The 18071-nt window shown below is 52.6% G+C and carries 19 protein-coding genes, 1 other RNA gene and 1 pseudogene; 20 read left to right on the top strand and 1 reads right to left on the bottom strand.

The genetic code is table 11. From position 1 onward, the window contains the following. Positions 1–63: 63 nt before the first annotated feature. The 5 genes from B152_RS0120900 to B152_RS0120885 all read left to right on the top strand — a co-directional run bounded on the left by B152_RS0120900 (position 64) and on the right by B152_RS0120885 (position 2432). Positions 64–303 carry a hypothetical protein gene (locus B152_RS0120900; RefSeq protein ID WP_020594409.1) on the top strand — a complete coding sequence of 80 codons (240 nt, stop codon included), beginning with the start codon at positions 64–66 and terminating at the stop codon, positions 301–303. A gap of 1 nt (position 304) precedes the next feature. Further along, positions 305–646 carry a cell division protein ZapA gene (locus tag B152_RS0120895; protein WP_020594408.1) on the top strand — a complete coding sequence of 114 codons (342 nt, stop codon included), beginning with the start codon at positions 305–307 and terminating at the stop codon, positions 644–646. A gap of 9 nt (positions 647–655) precedes the next feature. Beyond that, positions 656–810: non-coding RNA, 6S RNA (ssrS, locus tag B152_RS25870), on the top strand. Between the two features lie 73 nt (positions 811–883). Then, on the top strand, positions 884–1486 hold the full coding sequence (locus B152_RS0120890) for a 5-formyltetrahydrofolate cyclo-ligase (RefSeq protein ID WP_020594407.1): 603 nt from the start codon (positions 884–886) through the stop codon (positions 1484–1486). A gap of 127 nt (positions 1487–1613) precedes the next feature. Beyond that, positions 1614–2432 (top strand): TIGR00282 family metallophosphoesterase, encoded by an 819-nt coding sequence (locus B152_RS0120885; RefSeq protein ID WP_020594406.1) that lies wholly within the window; start codon positions 1614–1616, stop codon positions 2430–2432. 45 nt (positions 2433–2477) lie between these two features. Here the strand turns inward: B152_RS0120885 and B152_RS0120880 are convergent, their stop codons facing one another. Continuing rightward, positions 2478–2780 (bottom strand): hypothetical protein, encoded by a 303-nt coding sequence (locus B152_RS0120880; RefSeq protein WP_020594405.1) that lies wholly within the window; start codon positions 2778–2780, stop codon positions 2478–2480. Between the two features lie 212 nt (positions 2781–2992). Between B152_RS0120880 and B152_RS0120875 the strand changes: the two genes are divergently transcribed. The 15 genes and pseudogenes from B152_RS0120875 to glmM all read left to right on the top strand — a co-directional run bounded on the left by B152_RS0120875 (position 2993) and on the right by glmM (position 18020). Continuing rightward, on the top strand, positions 2993–3745 hold the full coding sequence (locus B152_RS0120875; RefSeq protein WP_026261766.1) for a YebC/PmpR family DNA-binding transcriptional regulator: 753 nt from the start codon (positions 2993–2995) through the stop codon (positions 3743–3745). A gap of 26 nt (positions 3746–3771) precedes the next feature. Next, positions 3772–4227: pseudogene (ruvC, locus tag B152_RS24610) on the top strand (crossover junction endodeoxyribonuclease RuvC); the annotation flags it as partial. A 158-nt stretch (positions 4228–4385) separates the two neighbouring features. After that, complete coding sequence (gene ruvA, locus B152_RS0120865; RefSeq protein WP_020594402.1) at positions 4386–5024, top strand: Holliday junction branch migration protein RuvA; 639 nt, start codon at positions 4386–4388, stop codon at positions 5022–5024. Then, the gene (ruvB, locus tag B152_RS0120860) at positions 5021–6091 is read left to right on the top strand and encodes a Holliday junction branch migration DNA helicase RuvB (RefSeq protein WP_020594401.1); all 1071 of its coding nucleotides are present in this window, start codon (positions 5021–5023) and stop codon (positions 6089–6091) included. Before ruvA ends, ruvB begins: the two co-directional genes overlap by 4 nt. After that, positions 6088–6543 (top strand): tol-pal system-associated acyl-CoA thioesterase, encoded by a 456-nt coding sequence (gene ybgC / locus B152_RS0120855; protein WP_020594400.1) that lies wholly within the window; start codon positions 6088–6090, stop codon positions 6541–6543. The genes ruvB and ybgC overlap by 4 nt, the downstream gene beginning before the upstream one ends. An 18-nt stretch (positions 6544–6561) precedes the next feature. Continuing rightward, complete coding sequence (gene tolQ / locus B152_RS0120850) at positions 6562–7329, top strand: protein TolQ (protein WP_020594399.1); 768 nt, start codon at positions 6562–6564, stop codon at positions 7327–7329. Between the two features lies 1 nt (position 7330). Continuing rightward, positions 7331–7786 (top strand): protein TolR, encoded by a 456-nt coding sequence (gene tolR / locus B152_RS0120845; protein WP_020594398.1) that lies wholly within the window; start codon positions 7331–7333, stop codon positions 7784–7786. A 109-nt stretch (positions 7787–7895) separates the two neighbouring features. Further along, positions 7896–8762 (top strand): hypothetical protein, encoded by an 867-nt coding sequence (locus B152_RS26260; RefSeq protein ID WP_211212263.1) that lies wholly within the window; start codon positions 7896–7898, stop codon positions 8760–8762. Between the two features lie 15 nt (positions 8763–8777). Further along, the gene (gene tolB / locus B152_RS0120835) at positions 8778–10118 is read left to right on the top strand and encodes a Tol-Pal system beta propeller repeat protein TolB (RefSeq protein ID WP_020594396.1); all 1341 of its coding nucleotides are present in this window, start codon (positions 8778–8780) and stop codon (positions 10116–10118) included. 230 nt (positions 10119–10348) lie between these two features. Further along, positions 10349–10861, top strand: coding sequence for a peptidoglycan-associated lipoprotein Pal (pal, locus tag B152_RS0120830; RefSeq protein WP_020594395.1), 513 nt, complete (start codon positions 10349–10351; stop codon positions 10859–10861). A gap of 145 nt (positions 10862–11006) precedes the next feature. Then, positions 11007–12014, top strand: coding sequence for a tol-pal system protein YbgF (gene ybgF, locus B152_RS25680; RefSeq protein WP_169337446.1), 1008 nt, complete (start codon positions 11007–11009; stop codon positions 12012–12014). A 50-nt stretch (positions 12015–12064) separates the two neighbouring features. Continuing rightward, the gene (gene tilS, locus B152_RS25675) at positions 12065–13399 is read left to right on the top strand and encodes a tRNA lysidine(34) synthetase TilS (RefSeq protein WP_020594392.1); all 1335 of its coding nucleotides are present in this window, start codon (positions 12065–12067) and stop codon (positions 13397–13399) included. 87 nt (positions 13400–13486) lie between these two features. Further along, positions 13487–15433, top strand: coding sequence for an ATP-dependent zinc metalloprotease FtsH (ftsH, locus tag B152_RS0120810; RefSeq protein ID WP_026261764.1), 1947 nt, complete (start codon positions 13487–13489; stop codon positions 15431–15433). Between the two features lie 86 nt (positions 15434–15519). Next, positions 15520–16581 (top strand): dihydropteroate synthase, encoded by a 1062-nt coding sequence (gene folP / locus B152_RS0120805; protein WP_020594390.1) that lies wholly within the window; start codon positions 15520–15522, stop codon positions 16579–16581. An 83-nt stretch (positions 16582–16664) separates the two neighbouring features. Beyond that, positions 16665–18020 (top strand): phosphoglucosamine mutase, encoded by a 1356-nt coding sequence (gene glmM, locus B152_RS0120800; RefSeq protein WP_026261763.1) that lies wholly within the window; start codon positions 16665–16667, stop codon positions 18018–18020. Positions 18021–18071 lie beyond the last annotated feature (51 nt).

The raw sequence follows: 18071 nt of genomic DNA, 5'->3' as shown, positions 1-18071 counted from the left end.
GTTAGTTATTGATACTGCCGGAAAAATCACACCGGAAGATTAGACCGGAAAATTTACCAGTGAATGGCCAATTTTAATATGACCAGACTATTGAAAGCTGTTGATCGGCTCACAAATGCGATTGAGATACTTGATACGCGTCTGCAGGCACGGTCAAGCGACTCCGCTAAGTCGTTCGGGGTAATGGAAGCACAGCTGAAACAGAGCCGGGATGAAAATGCCGAGCTCACCAAATTAAAACAAGAAGTCGGTGATCGCCTGGATACAGCGATCGGTCAGCTCGCAGCGGCACTGGAGAAATAGGATGGCGCAGGTTACTCTTAATGTGAATGGTCGAAAATATTCGATCAGCTGTCAGGATGGACAGGAAGATCACCTTCTCGGATTATCCAAGTATATCAACCAGAAGATTGATGAACTCAGGGGCTCAATGGGGCAGGTCAGCGAGGCGCATCTGCTCCTTATGGCAGGCCTTCTTCTTGCGGATGAACTGCACGAAGCCTATATCCAGATTGATGATGGCAAGACGGTTGGCGGGGAAAAGAGTTCTGCAAATGGCGATGTAGAGGCAGAGCAAGTCGCTGCCGCGCTGGAAAGTTGTGCAGATCGTCTGGAAGATATTGCTGCCCGGCTGGAAAGCCAGTAGAAGAACGTTCTGGTGCTGCGGAACGCGTGAGGTTCGTAATTTCCCTGGGGCCTAAATCTTCTTACGGGAGCTGTCCCTGCTGGGATCGTGGTCTTGGTATATGGCGCCCACCTGCATTGCAGGCCACAAGAGGACTTGGAACTAACGGTTACTGTGGCACCACTTACACTTCCTTTCGGGTTATTTATCTAACGTAAGGGCTGGCCTGTTACGCCAGCGCCGGGAGGGGGCGATTTCATGTCAGATACACTCATCATTGATCAGCAGAAAAAGGCTCTTCGCAAAGAGGCCAAGAAGCGACGCGCCCAAGCGTTCGCTGCGCTACCTGATGCCGCAACGGTCCTCCGCGATCGTCTGTTCGAGACTGTTGATTTGCCTGCCGGAGCTGTTGTCACGGCCTATTGGCCACTTGGGGACGAACTGGATCCTCTCCCTTTGCTACAGGCTCTGCATCAACGGGGATTCCGGCCTGTGCTTCCGGTGATGCTGGGAGAGGGAAAGCCGCTGATTTTCCGGGGCTGGGCCCCAGGAGATGAGCTTGTTGAGGCGGGATTCGGGACAAGAGAACCAGCTGCGGACAGGGAAGAGCTTGATCCGGATGTGCTTTTTGTACCCCTTCTGGCTTTTGATCGTGCCGGTTATCGCCTGGGGTACGGCGGTGGATTTTATGATCGGACGCTGGAAAAACTCAGAAAGCTCAAAAAGATCACGGCGATTGGCATCGCCTATGCTGATCAGGAAATGGATTCTGTCATTCGAGGACCGTATGACCAGCCACTGGACTGGATCGTCACCGAACGGGAGGCTTTCCAGATTACCCGGCCCCGGCAAGCGAGGTAATTCTCCAGAATATTCTTGGACTGGGTCGGGATAAACCTTATACCTGCTGCTGGAATTAACAGCGGCTGTGTCCTTGTTTTTTAGCTTTGACCTGTCGAACAAGGACCCGGTGCCTGAAGGAAGAGTAATGAGACTGTTGTTTTGCGGAGATGTGGTCGGACGTTCCGGCCGTGATGCCATAAGCAAATATTTGCCCGGATTACGGCGTGATCTGAAACTGGATTTTGTTGTGGTCAATGGTGAGAATGCAGCCTCTGGGTTTGGAATCACTGAAAAGATCTGCAAACAGTTTATTGAATCCGGTGCCGATGTGGTTTCTGGCGGAAATCACAGTTGGGATCAGCGCGAGTCCCTGAGTTTTATCAACAGTGAATCCCGGTTGCTGCGCCCGGTAAACTTCCCGGAAGGTGCACCGGGGCGCGGGGCTGCTCTCTATGAAGCTCCGGGGGGCCGCAAGGTGATGGTCATCAATGCGATGGGCCGGGTGTTTATGGATCCGATGGATGATCCCTTTGCAGTCATTGCCAAAATTCTGGAACGCTATCGACTGGGAACAGGACTTTCAGCTGTCATTGTTGATTTCCATGGTGAAGCCACCAGTGAGAAGATGGCTATGGGACATTTCCTTGATGGCAAGGTCAGTCTTGTGGTTGGAACCCATACACATGTCCCTACAGCGGATCATACCATCCTGCCCGGAGGTACGGCCTATCAGAGTGATGTGGGCATGACGGGCGATTTTGATTCTGTCATCGGAATGAAAAAAGAAGTGCCGATTTTGCGCTTTACCCGCAAGCTGCCAACAGAACGTATGAGCCCTGCAACGGGGGAGGCGACGCTCTGTGCCCTTTTTGTGGAAACGGATGATAAAACCGGACTGGCGCTCAGGGTCGAACCTGTGCGTATAGGGGGACGTTTGTCTCAGAGCATGCCGGAAGTCGCATGAGCTTTGAAAAGCGGTTAGGCACTCTTGTACTGGATGTTGGTTGATTTAGCAGTGGCGCGAGAGTTCTGCTGAGAGATTTTTAAAGCGCTCGACCTCTTCAATCATAAGAGTTGCCTGATCCAGAGTATCCGCTGCGATTGCACGGCTCTGCTGCAAGAGATTTTCGTCGCCAGCCGTAGACTGCTGTACATTCTTTGCGACAAGCAGCAGGGTGTTTAGGGCATCCATGCCTGCGTCCATCGCAAAATCTTCTGTCAGAGAGGCCGCGATCTCGGCTCTTCTGGAAAACTCCTTGGCATCAATCTGGTTGTCTTGTGAGAAATCAAGGATATGGAATTCTTCTGCCATAATGTCGTGTCGTTCCTGTTGGAGGCAACGCGTTAGAGTATAGCACGTTATTATCTTTAGCTTAAACTTTAGTTAATTGCCCAATTGTTGAAGCGGCGTTCTTGGCGGAGGGATCAAAAAAACCAACGATTAGGGCTTCTTCTGGCAGGGAAATCCTGATAGAAGGCTTTAAAATTTCCGTTTCACTAGACAAGAGTTTAGGAAGTCTGCTCATGGCAGGACATTCACAATTTAAAAACATCATGCACCGCAAGGGTGCACAGGATAAAAAGCGGGCAAAGATTTTTGCCCGCCATACCCGTGAGATCATGGTTGCGGCCCGTTCAGGTCTGCCCGACCCAGAGCAGAATTCTGCGCTGCGCAATGCGATTATGGCTGCGCGCGTCGCCAACATGCCCAAAGACAACATTGATCGGGCGATCAAGCGTGTCGCAGGCGGTGAAGAGGTCGCCAACTACGAAGATGTGCGCTATGAGGGCTATGGCCCGGGTGGTGTTGCCGTCATCGTTGAAGCCTCGACAGACAACCGTAATCGCACCGCTTCTGAAGTGCGGGCAGCTTTCTCCAAGCTGGGTGGGGCTCTGGCCGAGACCGGAAGTGTTTCCTTCATGTTTGATCGGGTTGGTGTAATCACCTATCCGCTTGAGACTGCGGATGCTGACAGTATGTTCGAGGCTGCGGCCGAAGCAGGTGCAGACAATGTGGAAACTCTGGATGAACAGCACGATATCATCTGTAATCCCGATGATTTTGCCACGGTGCGGGACGCCTTGAACGAACGTTTTGGCACGCCAAGTGAGCTGGGTCTGCAGTGGAGGCCCCAGAATACAATCAGTCTGACGGAAGACCAAGCCTCGACCATGCTCAAATTGATTGATGTACTGGACGAGAGCGACGATGTCCAAAACGTCAGTGCCAACTTTGAAATTGATGACGAGATTATGGCCAAGCTGACAGCGGGCTAGATCATGAGGAGGCCGGACCGGGAACTATGAGGATCATTGGACTGGATCCCGGCCTTCGTTTTACCGGGTGGGGCATTATTGAATCTGAAGGGAACCGTTTGCACCATGTTGCAAATGGTGTGATCAAAACTCTTTCAACGAATGAACTCCCCAACCGTCTGGTTGAAATTCACGACGGAATACGTGCTGTTCTCGGGGATTATCAACCTGATGAGGCCGCCGTCGAAATTACCCTTGCAAACAAGAACCCCAGTTCGACCCTGAAGCTTGGGATGGCGCGGGGCATAGCCTTGATTACGCCTGCTCTTGCGGGGCTGTCGGTGGGGGAATACCTGCCAATGATTGTCAAAAAATCTGTAGTGGGAACAGGGCACGCAACCAAAGATCAGGTTGCGATGATGGTTGAGCGTCTCATGCCCGGCTGTAAAATTACCTCATCCGATGCTGCTGATGCCTTGGCTGTTGCAATCTGTCATGCGCATAATGTCTCAACCGGGCGAAAGTGGGCCGCGGGTGTCAGTGACCCGATCGCTGCTGCTTTGGCAAAACAGGATGAGGCCAGACAGCAGGATGAGGGCAATAAGGGGCGCAAGGCTTCGCCCTATAAGGCTGCTGCCAAGGGCAGGGGGAAGACGTTTCGATGATTGGCAAGTTGACCGGCAAAGTTGATTCCAGCGGTGATGACTGGGTGATGCTTGATGTCGGAGGTGTTGGCTATGTCGCTTTTTGTTCAAGCCGGACCCTTTCTGCCTTGCCACCAGTTGGCGAAGTTGCCAGCCTCCTTATCGAGACCCATGTCCGGGAAGACCATTTTCATCTGTTCGGTTTTGCCAGCCAGGCTGAAAAGGACTGGTATCGCACGCTGAGTACCGTACAGGGTGTCGGGGCAAAAATGGCTCTGTCTCTGCTCTCGGCAATTTCTCCCCAGGAACTCTCGCTGGCTATCGCATCACAAGACAAGACGACCCTTACCCGGGCGAACGGGGTGGGGCCCAAGCTGGCCGTCCGTATCATCACCGAACTGAAAGACAAAATTGGCAGCCTTTCTTTGGGGGGAACTGTCAGTGCGGAAGAAAGTTCAGGAGATGGCAAGGCGGGAATGTCTCCTTCCGGGCAAAGCAAACTTGCTGTGTCTGAAGATGCGGTTTCGGCCCTGGTCAATCTGGGGTATCGCAGGTCTGAGGCCTATAGTGCCGTCGCCAAGGTGGCGAGTGACAAGGGAGCGGATGCTGACCTTGAGGTTTTGATTAAAGGTGGATTGGCGGAGTTGATGAAATGAGCGAAGAGCGTTTGATCTCTGCCGAGTTTTCCGAGGGTGATGGGGCTGAAAAATCCTTGCGCCCGCTGAGTCTTGCCGAATTTATCGGCCAACGGCAGTTGCGCGAGAATCTGCATATTTTTATCGAGGCAGCCAAGCAGCGTGGGGATGCGCTTGACCATGTTCTGTTTTTTGGTCCGCCCGGACTTGGAAAAACCACTTTGTCGCAGGTCGTGGCGCGGGAGCTGGGCGTTGGCTTCCGGGCGACATCGGGACCTGTTATTGCAAAGGCCGGGGACCTGGCGGCGATTTTGACCAACCTGCAACCCTATGATGTGCTTTTCATTGATGAAATTCACAGGCTCTCTCCCGTTGTTGAGGAAATTCTCTATCCGGCAATGGAGGACTTTAAACTCGATCTGATTATCGGAGAGGGACCAGCAGCAAGGTCGGTGCAGATTGATCTGCCTCCCTTTACCCTGATCGGGGCAACGACACGCTCGGGGCTGATTTCCACCCCCCTGAGAGAACGCTTTGGCATTCCTTTGCGACTTCAGTTTTACGAACCTGACGAACTTCAGCAGATTGTTGCTCGAGGCGCCCGTATTCTTGATGCGCCAATGACAGATGAAGGGGCGCTGGAAATCGCCCGCCGCTCCAGGGGAACACCACGTGTTTCCGGGCGCCTGTTGCGCCGGGTCAGGGATTTTGCTTCTGTTGCCGGGGTTGAGCTGATCGAGGCGCGAGATGCCGATGTTGCCCTGAAACGGCTTGATGTTGACGAGGCCGGTCTGGATGCAATGGACCGTAAATATCTGCGAATCATTGCGGATAACTATAGCGGCGGACCTGTCGGGGCAGAAACGCTTGCGGCAGCCTTGTCAGAGCAGCGGGATGTGATCGAGGATGTGATCGAGCCTTATCTGATTCAGCAGGGGTTGTTGCAGCGTACACCCCGGGGACGAATGTTGACCTCGGCCGGATATCGGTATCTGGGACTGGCTGAACCCCGCGATGTATCTCTGCGGCGGACTGTACAGATGGATTTGTTGTCAGAATCTTCTGCCAATCCGGATGACGATGCATGAGTGTGAAACAAATTTGTGATCTTCCCCAGTCAGGGCGTATTGAAAAGGGTCTCCACCGTTTTCCCGTCAGGGTCTATTACGAAGACACCGATAATGCCCAAATTGTCTATCATGCCAATTACTTAAAGTTTGCAGAGCGGGCGAGAACAGAAATTTTGCGTCTCGTTGGCCTTGAACAAACCGAATTGAGCAAGCGTTTCGGCCTTTTTTTTGCCGTAAAGGACTGCTTTGTTACATTCGCCCGGCCTGCGCGCCTTGATGACCTGCTGGAAGTCCGTTCCCGAATCACTGTAATAAAGGGGGCAAGTCTTTCTTTTGAGCAGGTGATCATGTTTGGAGATGCGGAAATCGCCAGATGTGATATCCGTATCGCCTGTGTTGACGAGAGGGGAGGGCCGGCTCGGATTCCGGCCGAAGTTCGTCAGGCTTTTACATCTATTTTAGGGTTCTAGAAGGAGCTGTCAGATAAGATGGCAAATGAAGTTGTTGAGACAGTTGAGAGTGTTGCTCTTGGGGGCGAAGCTGTAGATGCCATCGCGCTTGGCGGTGCCGCAGTGCATGACCTGAGTGTTTGGGGACTCTTCCTGCAGGCTGATATTATCGTCAAGATCGTAATTTTCCTTCTGATCATGGCGTCGATCTGGTCCTGGGCCATTATGTTCGACAAGATTTTGAAGTTACGGAAACTTCGTAAGCGGGCAGACCAGTTTGAGGATGCCTTCTGGTCGGGTGGTTCGCTTGACGACCTGTATGATCGAATTGAGAAGCGTCCTTCGGATCCCGTATCGACGATATTTATTTCAGCTATGCGCGAATGGCGCAGGGCCAGCAGCCGGGGTAACGGCAGTCGAACTGATCAGGCGCGGGTAAGCCTGCAGCAGCGTATCGACCGGGTTATGGATATAAGTCTTAACCGGGAAATGGACCTGCTGGAACGCGGGATGGTTTTCCTTGCCTCTGTCGGGTCTTCTGCTCCTTTCATCGGGCTCTTCGGAACCGTTTGGGGGATCATGAACGCCTTTACATCGATCGCAGCCTCGAAGAATACCAGTTTGGCGGTTGTTGCTCCCGGGATTGCAGAAGCTTTGTTTGCGACAGCATTGGGGCTGGTCGCCGCTATTCCCGCTGTGTTGGCCTATAACAAGCTTTCAAGCGATATTGGTCGCTACGGGGCGCGGCTTGAGGCTTTCTCTGGTGAGTTCAGTGCGATTCTGTCACGTCAGCTAGAGGAACACTGAGATGGGGGCTCCTAGTCTCAGTGGCAGCAGCAGCAAAGGCGGGCGTCGCTGGAACAGATCCGGCCGACGTCCAATGAGTGACATTAACGTGACGCCTTTTGTGGACGTGATGCTGGTTCTCCTGATTGTTTTTATGGTTACAGCACCCTTGTTAACAGTTGGTGTGCCGGTGGATTTGCCCAAAACCCAGGCTCAGTCCTTGAGTGAGTCGGAAGAACCTCTGGTGATATCCGTGAATGCGAACGGTGAGCTTTTCATTCAGGAGGCCATGGTTGAGGAAGATCAGTTGATCCCACGCCTTCAGGCGGTAACGGAAAACAAGCCTGATACCCGTATTTATGTTCGCGGCGACAAAGCGATTGACTATGGGCGTGTCATGCAGGTGATGGGGCTGGTGAACAGTGCAGGCTTTAGTAAAGTCGCATTGATTGCCGAATTGCCCCAGAGCGAAAAATAGACGGGAAGCCGCTGATATCATGCGTTCGAGCGTTGCTCTTTCCTTCTTTATTCATCTGGTTCTCTTGCTGTTTGTGATCTTTGGATTGCCACGGTTCAAGAAACCTTTTATGGCCGAGGAAATTGTCCCGGTTGAGTTGGTTATGCTGGGTGATCTGGAGGCGATGCCGGAGCCAGAAGAAAAACCGCAGCCGAAACCTGCACCAAAACCCGAGCCTAAAAAGCCCGAGCCAAAACCGGAACCCAAGCCCGAGCCGAAGCCCGAACCTAAACCGGAGCCCAAGCCCGAACCTAAACCAGAACCTAAGCCAGAAGCCAAGCCTGAACCGAAGCCCTTGAAAGTTGAGGCTCCTGAACCGGAAATTGTGCAACCACCGAAGCCGGAAGTGATTCCCGAGAAACTGAAGAAACCGGAACCACCAAAGCCGAAAGAGCCCAAGCCGGAACCCAAGCCTGAGCCCAAAAAGGCACCGGAAGTCGAGAAAAAGCCGGAGCCCAAGAAGGAGCCGAAGAAAGAGGAACCGAAACCCAAAGCGGATGCTCTGTCTTCGATCCTGAAAAATGTCGAAAAACTTAAATCAGCGCCGAAAGAAACTGCGCCAACGACAAGTTCTTCGACATCCACAGCTCAACCGGCTTCGAATACGCGTCGGGCCTCTGCCAGCCAGATCAACGATATGCAAATGTATTTTCAACAGCGGATGCGTCAGTGCTGGCGTGTGGATGCTGGCCGCTTGCAGGCCGAAGATATGATTGTTGATATCAGCATCTCGTTGCGTAGAGATGGCAGTGTACAGAATGTTACTATTGATGATCAGACGCGTTTCAATCGGGACGCATATTTTAGAGTTGCAGCTGAAGAAGCTCGCAGGGCCATTATCAGCTGTTCTCCCTATACGGAACTCAAGCCTGACTTGTATTCCGACTGGGAAACAGTACATCTGCGATTCGATCCTTCATCCATGTTTGGGCAGTGAACAGGAGAAAAAACGGTGAATTTATTAAAAACTATACGTAATCTGGTTTTGGCTGCCGGAGCAACGCTGGGGATGGTTGTTGCCAGTGCTCCTGCTCAGGCCGAGATCAACGTGAATATCTCCCAGGGCTTTGTGCAGCCTCTTCCTGTCGCGGTGTCAGATTTTCAGGGCGGCCAGCCGGAAGACCAGCTGATCGGGCGTGATATCGCCGGGGTTATTTCCGCGAATCTGGAGCGGACAGGTCTGTTTCGTCCAATTGACAGCAAGGCCTTCATTCAGGATGCAAACTCCTTGAGAGTGGGGGTCCGTTTTGGCGACTGGCGCCTGATCAATGCCCAGGCACTTGTGACCGGAACAACGCAGGTTCTTGGGGATGGCAAGGTCCAGGTCGAGTTCCGGCTCTGGGATGTTTATGCTGAGAACATGATGACGGGCTATCGTTATACAACAACCCGTACAAACTGGCGCAAGGTCGCGCATCAGATCTCTGATGCAATCTATACCCGGCTCACAGGCGAGAGTGGATATTTCACTACCCGCATTGTCTATGTTTCTGAAACAGGTCCGCAGAATCGGCGCCAGCGTCGTCTCGCGATCATGGATCAGGATGGATTCAATCACATCTTCCTGACCAGCGGTCGCTTTGATGTCTTCACACCACGCTTCTCTCCTACATCACAGGAAGTGACCTATCTCTCTTTTGAGGGGAATGTACCGAAGGTGATGTTGCTGGACATCCAGTCCGGCAGGGAAGAAGTATTGGGGAATTTCAAGGGGATGAGCTTTGCGCCAAGGTTTGCGCCGGATGGGAATTCCGTGATCATGAGCCTGGCGGACAAGGGAAATACCGAGATCTATACCATGGATCTGCGGACCCGGAAATTTACCCGCCTGACCAACCATCCTGCAATTGATACTTCTCCTTCCTACTCTCCGGATGGCAGAAAGGTTGTGTTCAACTCTGATCGTGGAGGCAGCCAGCAGCTTTATGTGATGGATGCCAATGGCGGCAATGTAAACCGGATCTCCTTTAACAAGGGGCGTTATGCCACGCCTGTCTGGTCTCCACGGGGTGACCTGATTGCTTTTACACGTATCTCTGGTGGAAAATTTTTCATTGGTGTGATGAAGGCTGATGGTTCCGGAGAGCGAATGCTGGCTGAAGGCTACCATCTCGAGGGGCCGACCTGGTCGCCAAATGGCAGGGTTATTTCCTACTTTAAACAGGGTAAGTCTGATAGCCGCGGTCAGGTTAAGAGCAAGCTCTACACCATTGATCTTTCCGGCTATAACGAGCGGGAAGTTGTAACAGTTCTGGATGGAGTTGATCCAGCCTGGTCACCTCTGTTGCAGTAATACAACAAGATGTGGTAATAATGCATTAGTTGCATTTATGTCATCATCTGTTGCTTGATAATCTCAGTCGATGCCGATATAGTCGTGGCGCTCACCGAATGGAGTCGTGTGCTAACAGATCTAGACGGTGCGACTAGGGGGTTTTTGAGTTTCTCCGGTGATCTTCCGTTTTTGGAAATGATCACCTCAACAATTAAGTATCCGGGTATTACTCGAGAGGGCAAAACACTATGCGCTTTAAGTTGCTCACCATGTTCGCCGCCGCATTGTTTCTAAGTGCTTGCGCCAGCAAATCAGATGAAAATGCAGGGGGGTCAAACGATGGGACGGCTGCGTCCACTGACCAGTCTTCCTCTGTGAGCTCATCTACAATTCAGGGTCCTCAGCCAGGTACTCTGGAACACCTTCTGGTTAACGTTGGGGACCGTGTGTTCTTCGGCTATGACCAGAGCGATCTGTCTGCCGACAGCCAGAAAACAACCGAAGCTCTCGCAGTATGGCTGAACAGCTATCCTGCGGTAACGCTGACCCTCGAAGGTCATGCCGATGAGCGCGGTACACGTGAGTACAACCTTGCACTTGGCGAACGCCGTGCAAACTCCGTACGTGATTATCTGGTTGCTCTGGGTGTAAACCCAAGCCGCCTGCAGGTTGTAAGCTTCGGTAAAGAGCGTCCAGCTGTTCTCGGTTCAACCGAAGAAGCTTGGGCCCAGAACCGTCGTGCAGTTTTCGCTGTAAACTAAGCGTAAATACTGGCCTATAAAAATCCCGTCTGGTGATGCCAGACGGGATTTTTTTTCGCTTCGGGGTGCCACATTCTTACCAAGATGGTGCGCTACAAGGCTGATGAAATACTTTATTTGAAGATTCAAGATGAAGGTGTCTGTGATGAACACGAATTTGAAAAGATTTTGTTTTGCTATGACGGCAGCTGTTGTGTTGCTGGCGTGGCAGCCTGTGGCTTGGTCACAGAGTTCCCAGACACAGGGACTGGTAAACAAGATTGATCGTTTGCAACGTGAGCTACAGACGCTTCAGCAGCATGTCTATCAGGGCAAGGAACCTTCTGCGGCTGATCTGGCAGCAGTCTCCGGTGGTGATGCCGGGGGAGCAGGAACAGCGCGTCTTGAATTGCGTCTGTCCCAGCTTGAAACTGAAATGCGTAATCTGACGGGTCGTTTTGAAGAGGTAAATTACCGGATTGACCAGTTGGGTCAGCGCATGGACAAGTTGATCGCCGATACGGACCTCAGATTACAAAATCTTGAAAACGGAAATCAGGGACTGTCCCAGCAGTCGCTTTCTTCTGGTGGGCAACAGGGGAGTCCATCTGCTCAGCCCCCTGTTTCAAATCAGCCAGGTGTTCTGGGATCGATTAGCGCCGACAGCCTTGAAAACCAGCAGCAGGTTGCCACTGCACCTACAACGCCCGTAGACAGTCCTTCGCCACAAAGTCTGATTCAAGGGGGACTGCGTACAGATGAAGTTGGTGGCTATAACCTTCCCGGAGAGACGCCCAAAGAACAATATGACTTCGCTTTTGGTTTGCTGCGCCAGGCACGTTACGACGAGGCAGAACAGGCCTTTTCGACCTTTGTTGATCGCAACCCTGAAGATACGCTGGCCGGAAACGCGACCTACTGGCTGGGAGAGACCTACTATGTTCGCGGTGACTATCAGCAGGCGGCTGTTACCTTTGCCGATTCTTTCCAGCGCTATCCCAACAGCTCCAAAGCGCCAGATAATCTTCTGAAATTGGGACTTTCTCTGGGATTCCTGGGGAGTGCCTCGGACGCTTGCGGAACATTCGGTGAATTGCTTAACCGCTATCCCAGCGCGTCCTCTATCATTAAACAGCGTGCTACCCAGGAAATGCAGCGTCTGAACTGCCAATAATATCTACACATGATATTTGTTGAGCGTGCCCTGTTGATTGCGAGTGAGCCGTGCATGATGTCTTTCCGCTGACGTCCGCTATTTCTGATTCCGAGTTTGCTGCTCTGATGACGCGTATTCCTTCGATGGCGATGGGCAATCGCCTGGGAATAGCTGTTTCGGGCGGCAGTGACAGCATGGCCCTGACACTTCTCTTGTCCCGCTGGGCAAGGGTTCGGGACAAGACTGTTTTCACGGCTACGGTTGATCATCAGCTGCGCAGCGAATCTTCTGCCGAGGCTGCCTGGGTTCAGGCACGGCTGTCTGATGAGGGAATATCCCACGATATTTTGCCCTGGACTGACAAGATGTCGGGGCGCGGCAGTTTGCAGGTGCAAGCTCGAAAAGCCCGCTATGAGATGCTGAGCCGCTGGTGTCGCGAAAAGGATATCCGTTTTCTTGCCCTGGCGCATCATCAGGACGACCAGCTGGAAACCCTGCTTCTTCGATTGCAAAGGCACAGTGGTCCCGACGGTTTGGCGGGCATGTCCCTGCTGCGTCGAGAAGCAGATGTCATGTTGATCAGGCCTCTGTTATCCCTGCCGAAGGCAAGGCTGATTGCAACGTTGAAGAGCCAGGGCTGGGGCTGGATTGAAGAAGCGAGCAATAACAAGAATGATTATGCACGCAATGCTTTACGTCGTGCGATGCCTTTGCTCGAACAGCAGGGGATCAGGGCAGAAACTCTTATCCGCATTGTCAGCAGTTTGGGGCGAATCAGGCGGAACCTGCAAAGCAGAACCGACCGGTTTATCGATCAGCAAGTGGTTCTTTATCCGGAAGGATATATTTCTATTGATCTAAACGACTCGGCGAGTATTGACGAAGAATTGTTCTGCCGTGCTCTGGCGCGAGGACTTCTGACGGTAGGGGGAGGAAGTTATTCTCCCCGAACGGCACAAATCCAAAATTTGGCGCAGGACCTTCTCGGCAAAAATAAGGATATAGCCTCTCTTGGCGGCTGTTGTCTTTCGCGAGTAAAGGACAAGCTGTTCCTGGTCCGGGAAAACCGGAATATTGAAGACCGCTTGCTTGAAGAAGGGGAATTCCTCTGGGATAACAGGTTTCACGTCTTTGTTGATGCGGACCTGCCCGTAAAGGGGATGGCGCTGAAGGCACTGGGAAGAAGGGGGTGGCAGCAGCTCTCGGAGATTTTCCCGGCAGCAAAAAAAAGTGACATTCCCATGGCGGGGCGCTACTCGCTGCCTGCAGTGTTTTTTGGGGATAAAGTCATATCCGTACCCCATCTGGATTATGTCCAACCGGGATATGAGGAGCAGCAGAGCATAAAAATGCGCTTTGAACCAAAAAATATACTCTTTTCTCCCCCCTTTACTGTTGCTTAGGGGCAGAAGCGCATTATCTTCTAGGAAGAACTGATTTATGACGCAGTCCCCAAGAGAGGGCTGCACAGATTTTGGAAGGCCTATACCTTGAATTTCAGCCGTAATGCAGCCTTATGGATCGTCGTAGGCGTGCTCCTTTTTACGCTCTTTAACCTGTTTCAGGGCTCTGGAACCCAAAGCAATCAGCAGCAGATTGCCTATTCTGATTTTATTGCCCAGGTGGAAGAAGGTCAGGTCACAAATGTAATTATCCAGGGACATGAGATCAAAGGGCACTATAGTGACGGGCGCCAGTTCCAGACCTATGCCCCAGAAGATCCCCAGATGGTCGAAATGCTTCGTAAAAGCGGTGTGACTGTAAAAGCCATGCCTCTGGACGAGGGCAATACCCTTATCCAGATTTTGATCGGCTGGTTCCCGATGATCTTGCTGATCGGTGTCTGGATCTTTCTGTTTCGCCAGATGCAGGGCAACAGTGGCAAGGCCATGGGCTTTGGCAAAAGCAAGGCTAAACTGCTGACGGAAAAGCAGGGACGGGTTACCTTTGACGATGTGGCCGGTATTGATGAAGCCAAGGACGAGCTTCAGGAAGTGGTCGATTTCCTGAAAGACCCGCAGAAATTCCAGCGTCTTGGTGGGAAAATACCAAAAGGCTGCCTTCTGGTTGGTCCTCCAGGTACTGGTAAAACCCTTCTGGCCCGCGCTATTGCCGGGGAAGCAAATGTACCGTTCTTTACTATTTCCGGTTCTGACTTTGTCGAGATGTTCGTTGGAGTTGGCGCCAGCCGTGTCCGCGATATGTTTGAGCAGGGCAAGAAGAACGCCCCCTGTATCATCTTTATCGACGAGATTGATGCTGTGGGTCGTCACCGTGGTGCCGGCATGGGCGGTGGCAACGATGAACGCGAACAGACTCTGAACCAGTTGCTGGTCGAGATGGATGGTTTTGAATCCAACGAAGGCGTCATCATTATTGCAGCGACCAACCGTCCTGACGTTCTTGATAATGCACTTCTGCGCCCAGGCCGTTTCGACCGTCAGGTTACAGTGCCGAACCCGGACATTCTTGGTCGTGAAAAAATTCTCAAGGTCCATCTGCGCAAGGTGCCATTGGCACCGGATGTTGATGCGCGTGTTGTTGCCCGCGGAACTCCCGGCTTCTCCGGTGCGGCTCTGGCAAACCTGGTAAACGAGGCCGCGTTGCTTGCTGCGCGTGCTGGCAAACGGGTTGTGACCATGTCTGATTTCGAAGATGCGAAAGACAAGGTAATGATGGGCGCTGAAAGGCGTTCCATGGTCATGACCGACGAGGAAAAGGAAATGACGGCCTATCATGAAGCTGGTCATGCGTTGGTCGGTATTCATGTCAAAGGCAATGATCCGCTGCACAAGGTGACAATTATTCCGCGTGGTCGCTCGCTTGGTGTGACAATGAACCTGCCGGAACGCGATCGCCTCGGTTACAAGGTGATGGAGCTGAAAGCACGCCTTGCGATGATGTTTGGTGGCCGGGAAGCGGAACAGCTGGTTTATGGACCGGACAACGTCACCACAGGTGCCGGGAATGATATCCAGCAGGCGACAAACATGGCCCGTGCCATGGTGATGGAATACGGCATGAGCGACAAGCTTGGTCGTCTGCGCTATGTGTCCCGTCAGGATGATCCTTTCAATTATTCCGGTGGCGGGGATAACGGCCTCAGTGTTTCCGGTGCAACTCAGAAGATGATTGACGATGAAGTCAGAAGCATCATCGAAGAAGCGGAGACTTTGGCGCGGGATGTTCTGACCAAACACCGGGATCAGCTGGAGGCAATTACGAAAGCCCTGCTTGAATATGAATCTCTCAGTGGGGATGAGGTTCGTAATCTACTTAAAAATGGGACGATCGATCGCGATGATGACAGCGGCCACAACAAGGCAGCTGACAAGCCTCGCAGCTCGGTACCATCCAGCGGCAAGGCTCCCCGGGAAGAGGAAAGTTCTTCACCCGAGGACGGTGGAGCAACTCCAGAGCCACAACCTGGAAACTGACTCTGTTTTGTTCGTTTAAATTTCCGAAGACATGCCAAGGCCTTCCTGAAAGGGGAGGCCTTGGCGCTATCTGACAGGTTCCTGCCATGACTGGTGATCTCTACATTCGTCCGCTTCACATGTCTTCTGAAAAGGACATCTCGCCTGGAGCCGCTCCTCTGCTTGCTTCGGGGGAATATTATTCGGCTGCCGAAGTCACACTTCGTTCCTCTGCCGGGGATATAACCCGGCGGGAAATTGTTGCTTCGGGTGAGATTCTTTCCTGGGTACAGAACAACAGCCCGCTTCATCAGGATAAAGCTCTGGCAATCCTGAAGAATCTTTCGACCAAGCGCTCGAATTTCGCTGGTCTGAATATGTCACAGCCCCAGATCATGGCGGTGATCAATGTAACGCCGGATTCTTTTTCGGATGGTGGAGACCGTTATGATCGAGCCCGTGCCGTCGATGATGCGCTCAGGATGCGTGAACTCGGGGCGAGTATTCTGGATGTCGGAGGAGAATCTACCCGTCCCGGCGCAGAACCGGTCAGTGAGGAGGAAGAACTCCGCCGTGTTCTTCCTGTCATAGAAAAACTCGCCGAGGCTGGGGCCCTGGTTTCGATTGACACACGACATGCCAGGGTGATGCGGGAAGCTGTCGCTGCGGGGGCTGGTATCATCAACGATGTGACTGCCCTTGAGGGAGATAAAGATAGTCTGGAAACAGCGGCTTTTGCTAAAGTCCCGGTTATTCTGATGCATATGCAGGGCACACCCCAGACGATGCAGGCCAATCCTTGCTATCAGGATGTGACACTGGATGTATTTGATTATCTCGAAAAGAGAGTTGCAGCCTGCGTTGCTGCCGGTATCCCGCGAGAAATGATCGCTGTTGATCCGGGAATCGGTTTTGGAAAAACCACGGAGCATAACCTGAGGTTGCTGGACGCACAGGCACTGCTGCACGGGACAGGCTGTCCCCTGTTGCTTGGGGTCAGCAGAAAAGGTTTTATCGGCAAACTTTCCCGTGGTGAAGAACCAAAGGAACGTGTCGCCGGGTCTTTGGCCTGTGCTCTGGCAGGTCTGGTGCGCGGAGTGCAGATGTACCGGGTACATGATGTCGCTGAAACCGCACAGGCCTTTGCAATCGCAAGGGCAATCTCCTAGGGTATTAAATAGAATTTTAGGCCATGGGGCCAGGGTCAGAGTCGAAAGACAGAGTGAGTTTTGAGGTTGGAGAAAACAAGCAGATGAGCCGGAAGTATTTTGGAACGGACGGAATCCGGGGCAAAGCCAATGAAGCACCGGTAACAGCAGAAATTGCTCTGGCTGTTGCCAAGGCTGCAGGAGCTCAATTCCAGCGCGGCAATCACCGGCATACTGTTGTGATTGGCAAGGATACCCGCTTGTCCGGTTATCTTCTGGAGCCAGCCATGACAGCCGGTTTTATCTCTGTCGGAATGGAAGTTGTGCTTCTCGGGCCGCTGCCAACTCCTGCTGTCGGGATGCTTACCCGCTCCTTGCGCGCGGATCTCGGTGTAATGATTTCAGCATCTCACAATCCTTATGAAGATAACGGGATCAAACTTTTTGGTCCCGATGGCTTCAAACTTTCCGACGAGGTGGAAATCGAGATTGAAAAGCTGCTGGAAGATGACAAGTCCATTCCGCTGGCACCCAGTCATAAACTGGGTCGGGCCAGGCGGCTGGATGATGCACTCGGCCGTTATATCGAGTTTGTCAAAAACACCTTCCCCAAAAATCTTCGTCTTGATGGCCTTAAAATCGTCGTCGACTGTGCCAATGGGGCAGCGTATCGCGTCGCACCAACGGTGCTGTACGAACTGGGTGCCGAGGTTATTCCGGTTGCGGTGTCTCCCGATGGTTTCAATATTAACAAGCAGTGTGGCGCAACAGCGACCAATCTGATGCGCGAGACGGTGGTTGCCCATGGAGCTGATCTCGGTATTGCGCTTGATGGTGATGCGGATCGTCTGATCCTCGCAGACGAACATGGACAGATTGTTGATGGCGATCAGGTGATGGCACTGATTGCCAAGACGCTCAATGAAGCAGGACAGCTCAGGGGCGGCGGTGTTGTCGCGACTGTCATGTCTAACATGGGGCTGGAAAAATATCTCAATGGTCTGGGGCTTGATCTGATCCGGACACCAGTTGGTGATCGTTACGTGGTTCAGGCGATGCGCGAGCAGGGCTATAATTTGGGCGGCGAACAATCCGGTCATATGGTGTTGAGTGATCACGCGACAACCGGAGATGGCCTGATTGCTGCGCTGCAGGTTCTGGCTGCTCTTGTTCGGGCGGAACGTCCGGCGAGCGAAGTTCTGCGCGGTTTTACGCCTTTGCCCCAACTGCTGCAAAACGTCCGGCTGAGCGGGGCGACCCCGCTTGATGATGTCCTGGCAATGGATGTGGTTCAGGCTGCCATCCGCGATGGGGAGAGTCAGTTGAACGGCCAGGGCCGGGTGCTTATTCGAAAATCCGGAACCGAGCCCTTGATCCGGGTTATGGCGGAAGGGGAAAATTCCGCGCTGGTCAAAAGTGTGGTTTCGGGTATTTCCTCTGTCATTACAGATGTTGGCTAGAACGGGTGAGTTGAATTCTTCCTGAGTACATCTGTAAAGCAATAAATACTG

This window comes from Kiloniella laminariae DSM 19542, assembly GCF_000374005.1.
Lineage (GTDB): Bacteria > Pseudomonadota > Alphaproteobacteria > Kiloniellales > Kiloniellaceae > Kiloniella > Kiloniella laminariae.
This window is presented reverse-complemented; position numbering and strand designations above follow the sequence as displayed.

What these genes read in the sequence shown, in the direction of transcription:
- B152_RS0120900 (WP_020594409.1), top strand. Translation starts at nt 64, where the DNA reads ATGGCCAATTTTAATATGACCAGACTATTGAAAGCTGTTGATCGGCTC.
- B152_RS0120895 (WP_020594408.1), top strand. Translation starts at nt 305, where the DNA reads ATGGCGCAGGTTACTCTTAATGTGAATGGTCGAAAATATTCGATCAGC.
- B152_RS0120890 (WP_020594407.1), top strand. Translation starts at nt 884, where the DNA reads ATGTCAGATACACTCATCATTGATCAGCAGAAAAAGGCTCTTCGCAAA.
- B152_RS0120885 (WP_020594406.1), top strand. Translation starts at nt 1,614, where the DNA reads ATGAGACTGTTGTTTTGCGGAGATGTGGTCGGACGTTCCGGCCGTGAT.
- B152_RS0120880 (WP_020594405.1), bottom strand. Translation starts at nt 2,780, where the DNA reads ATGGCAGAAGAATTCCATATCCTTGATTTCTCACAAGACAACCAGATT.
- B152_RS0120875 (WP_026261766.1), top strand. Translation starts at nt 2,993, where the DNA reads ATGGCAGGACATTCACAATTTAAAAACATCATGCACCGCAAGGGTGCA.
- ruvA (WP_020594402.1), top strand. Translation starts at nt 4,386, where the DNA reads ATGATTGGCAAGTTGACCGGCAAAGTTGATTCCAGCGGTGATGACTGG.
- ruvB (WP_020594401.1), top strand. Translation starts at nt 5,021, where the DNA reads ATGAGCGAAGAGCGTTTGATCTCTGCCGAGTTTTCCGAGGGTGATGGG.
- ybgC (WP_020594400.1), top strand. Translation starts at nt 6,088, where the DNA reads ATGAGTGTGAAACAAATTTGTGATCTTCCCCAGTCAGGGCGTATTGAA.
- tolQ (WP_020594399.1), top strand. Translation starts at nt 6,562, where the DNA reads ATGGCAAATGAAGTTGTTGAGACAGTTGAGAGTGTTGCTCTTGGGGGC.
- tolR (WP_020594398.1), top strand. Translation starts at nt 7,331, where the DNA reads ATGGGGGCTCCTAGTCTCAGTGGCAGCAGCAGCAAAGGCGGGCGTCGC.
- B152_RS26260 (WP_211212263.1), top strand. Translation starts at nt 7,896, where the DNA reads ATGGCCGAGGAAATTGTCCCGGTTGAGTTGGTTATGCTGGGTGATCTG.
- pal (WP_020594395.1), top strand. Translation starts at nt 10,349, where the DNA reads ATGCGCTTTAAGTTGCTCACCATGTTCGCCGCCGCATTGTTTCTAAGT.
- ybgF (WP_169337446.1), top strand. Translation starts at nt 11,007, where the DNA reads ATGAACACGAATTTGAAAAGATTTTGTTTTGCTATGACGGCAGCTGTT.
- folP (WP_020594390.1), top strand. Translation starts at nt 15,520, where the DNA reads ATGACTGGTGATCTCTACATTCGTCCGCTTCACATGTCTTCTGAAAAG.
- glmM (WP_026261763.1), top strand. Translation starts at nt 16,665, where the DNA reads ATGAGCCGGAAGTATTTTGGAACGGACGGAATCCGGGGCAAAGCCAAT.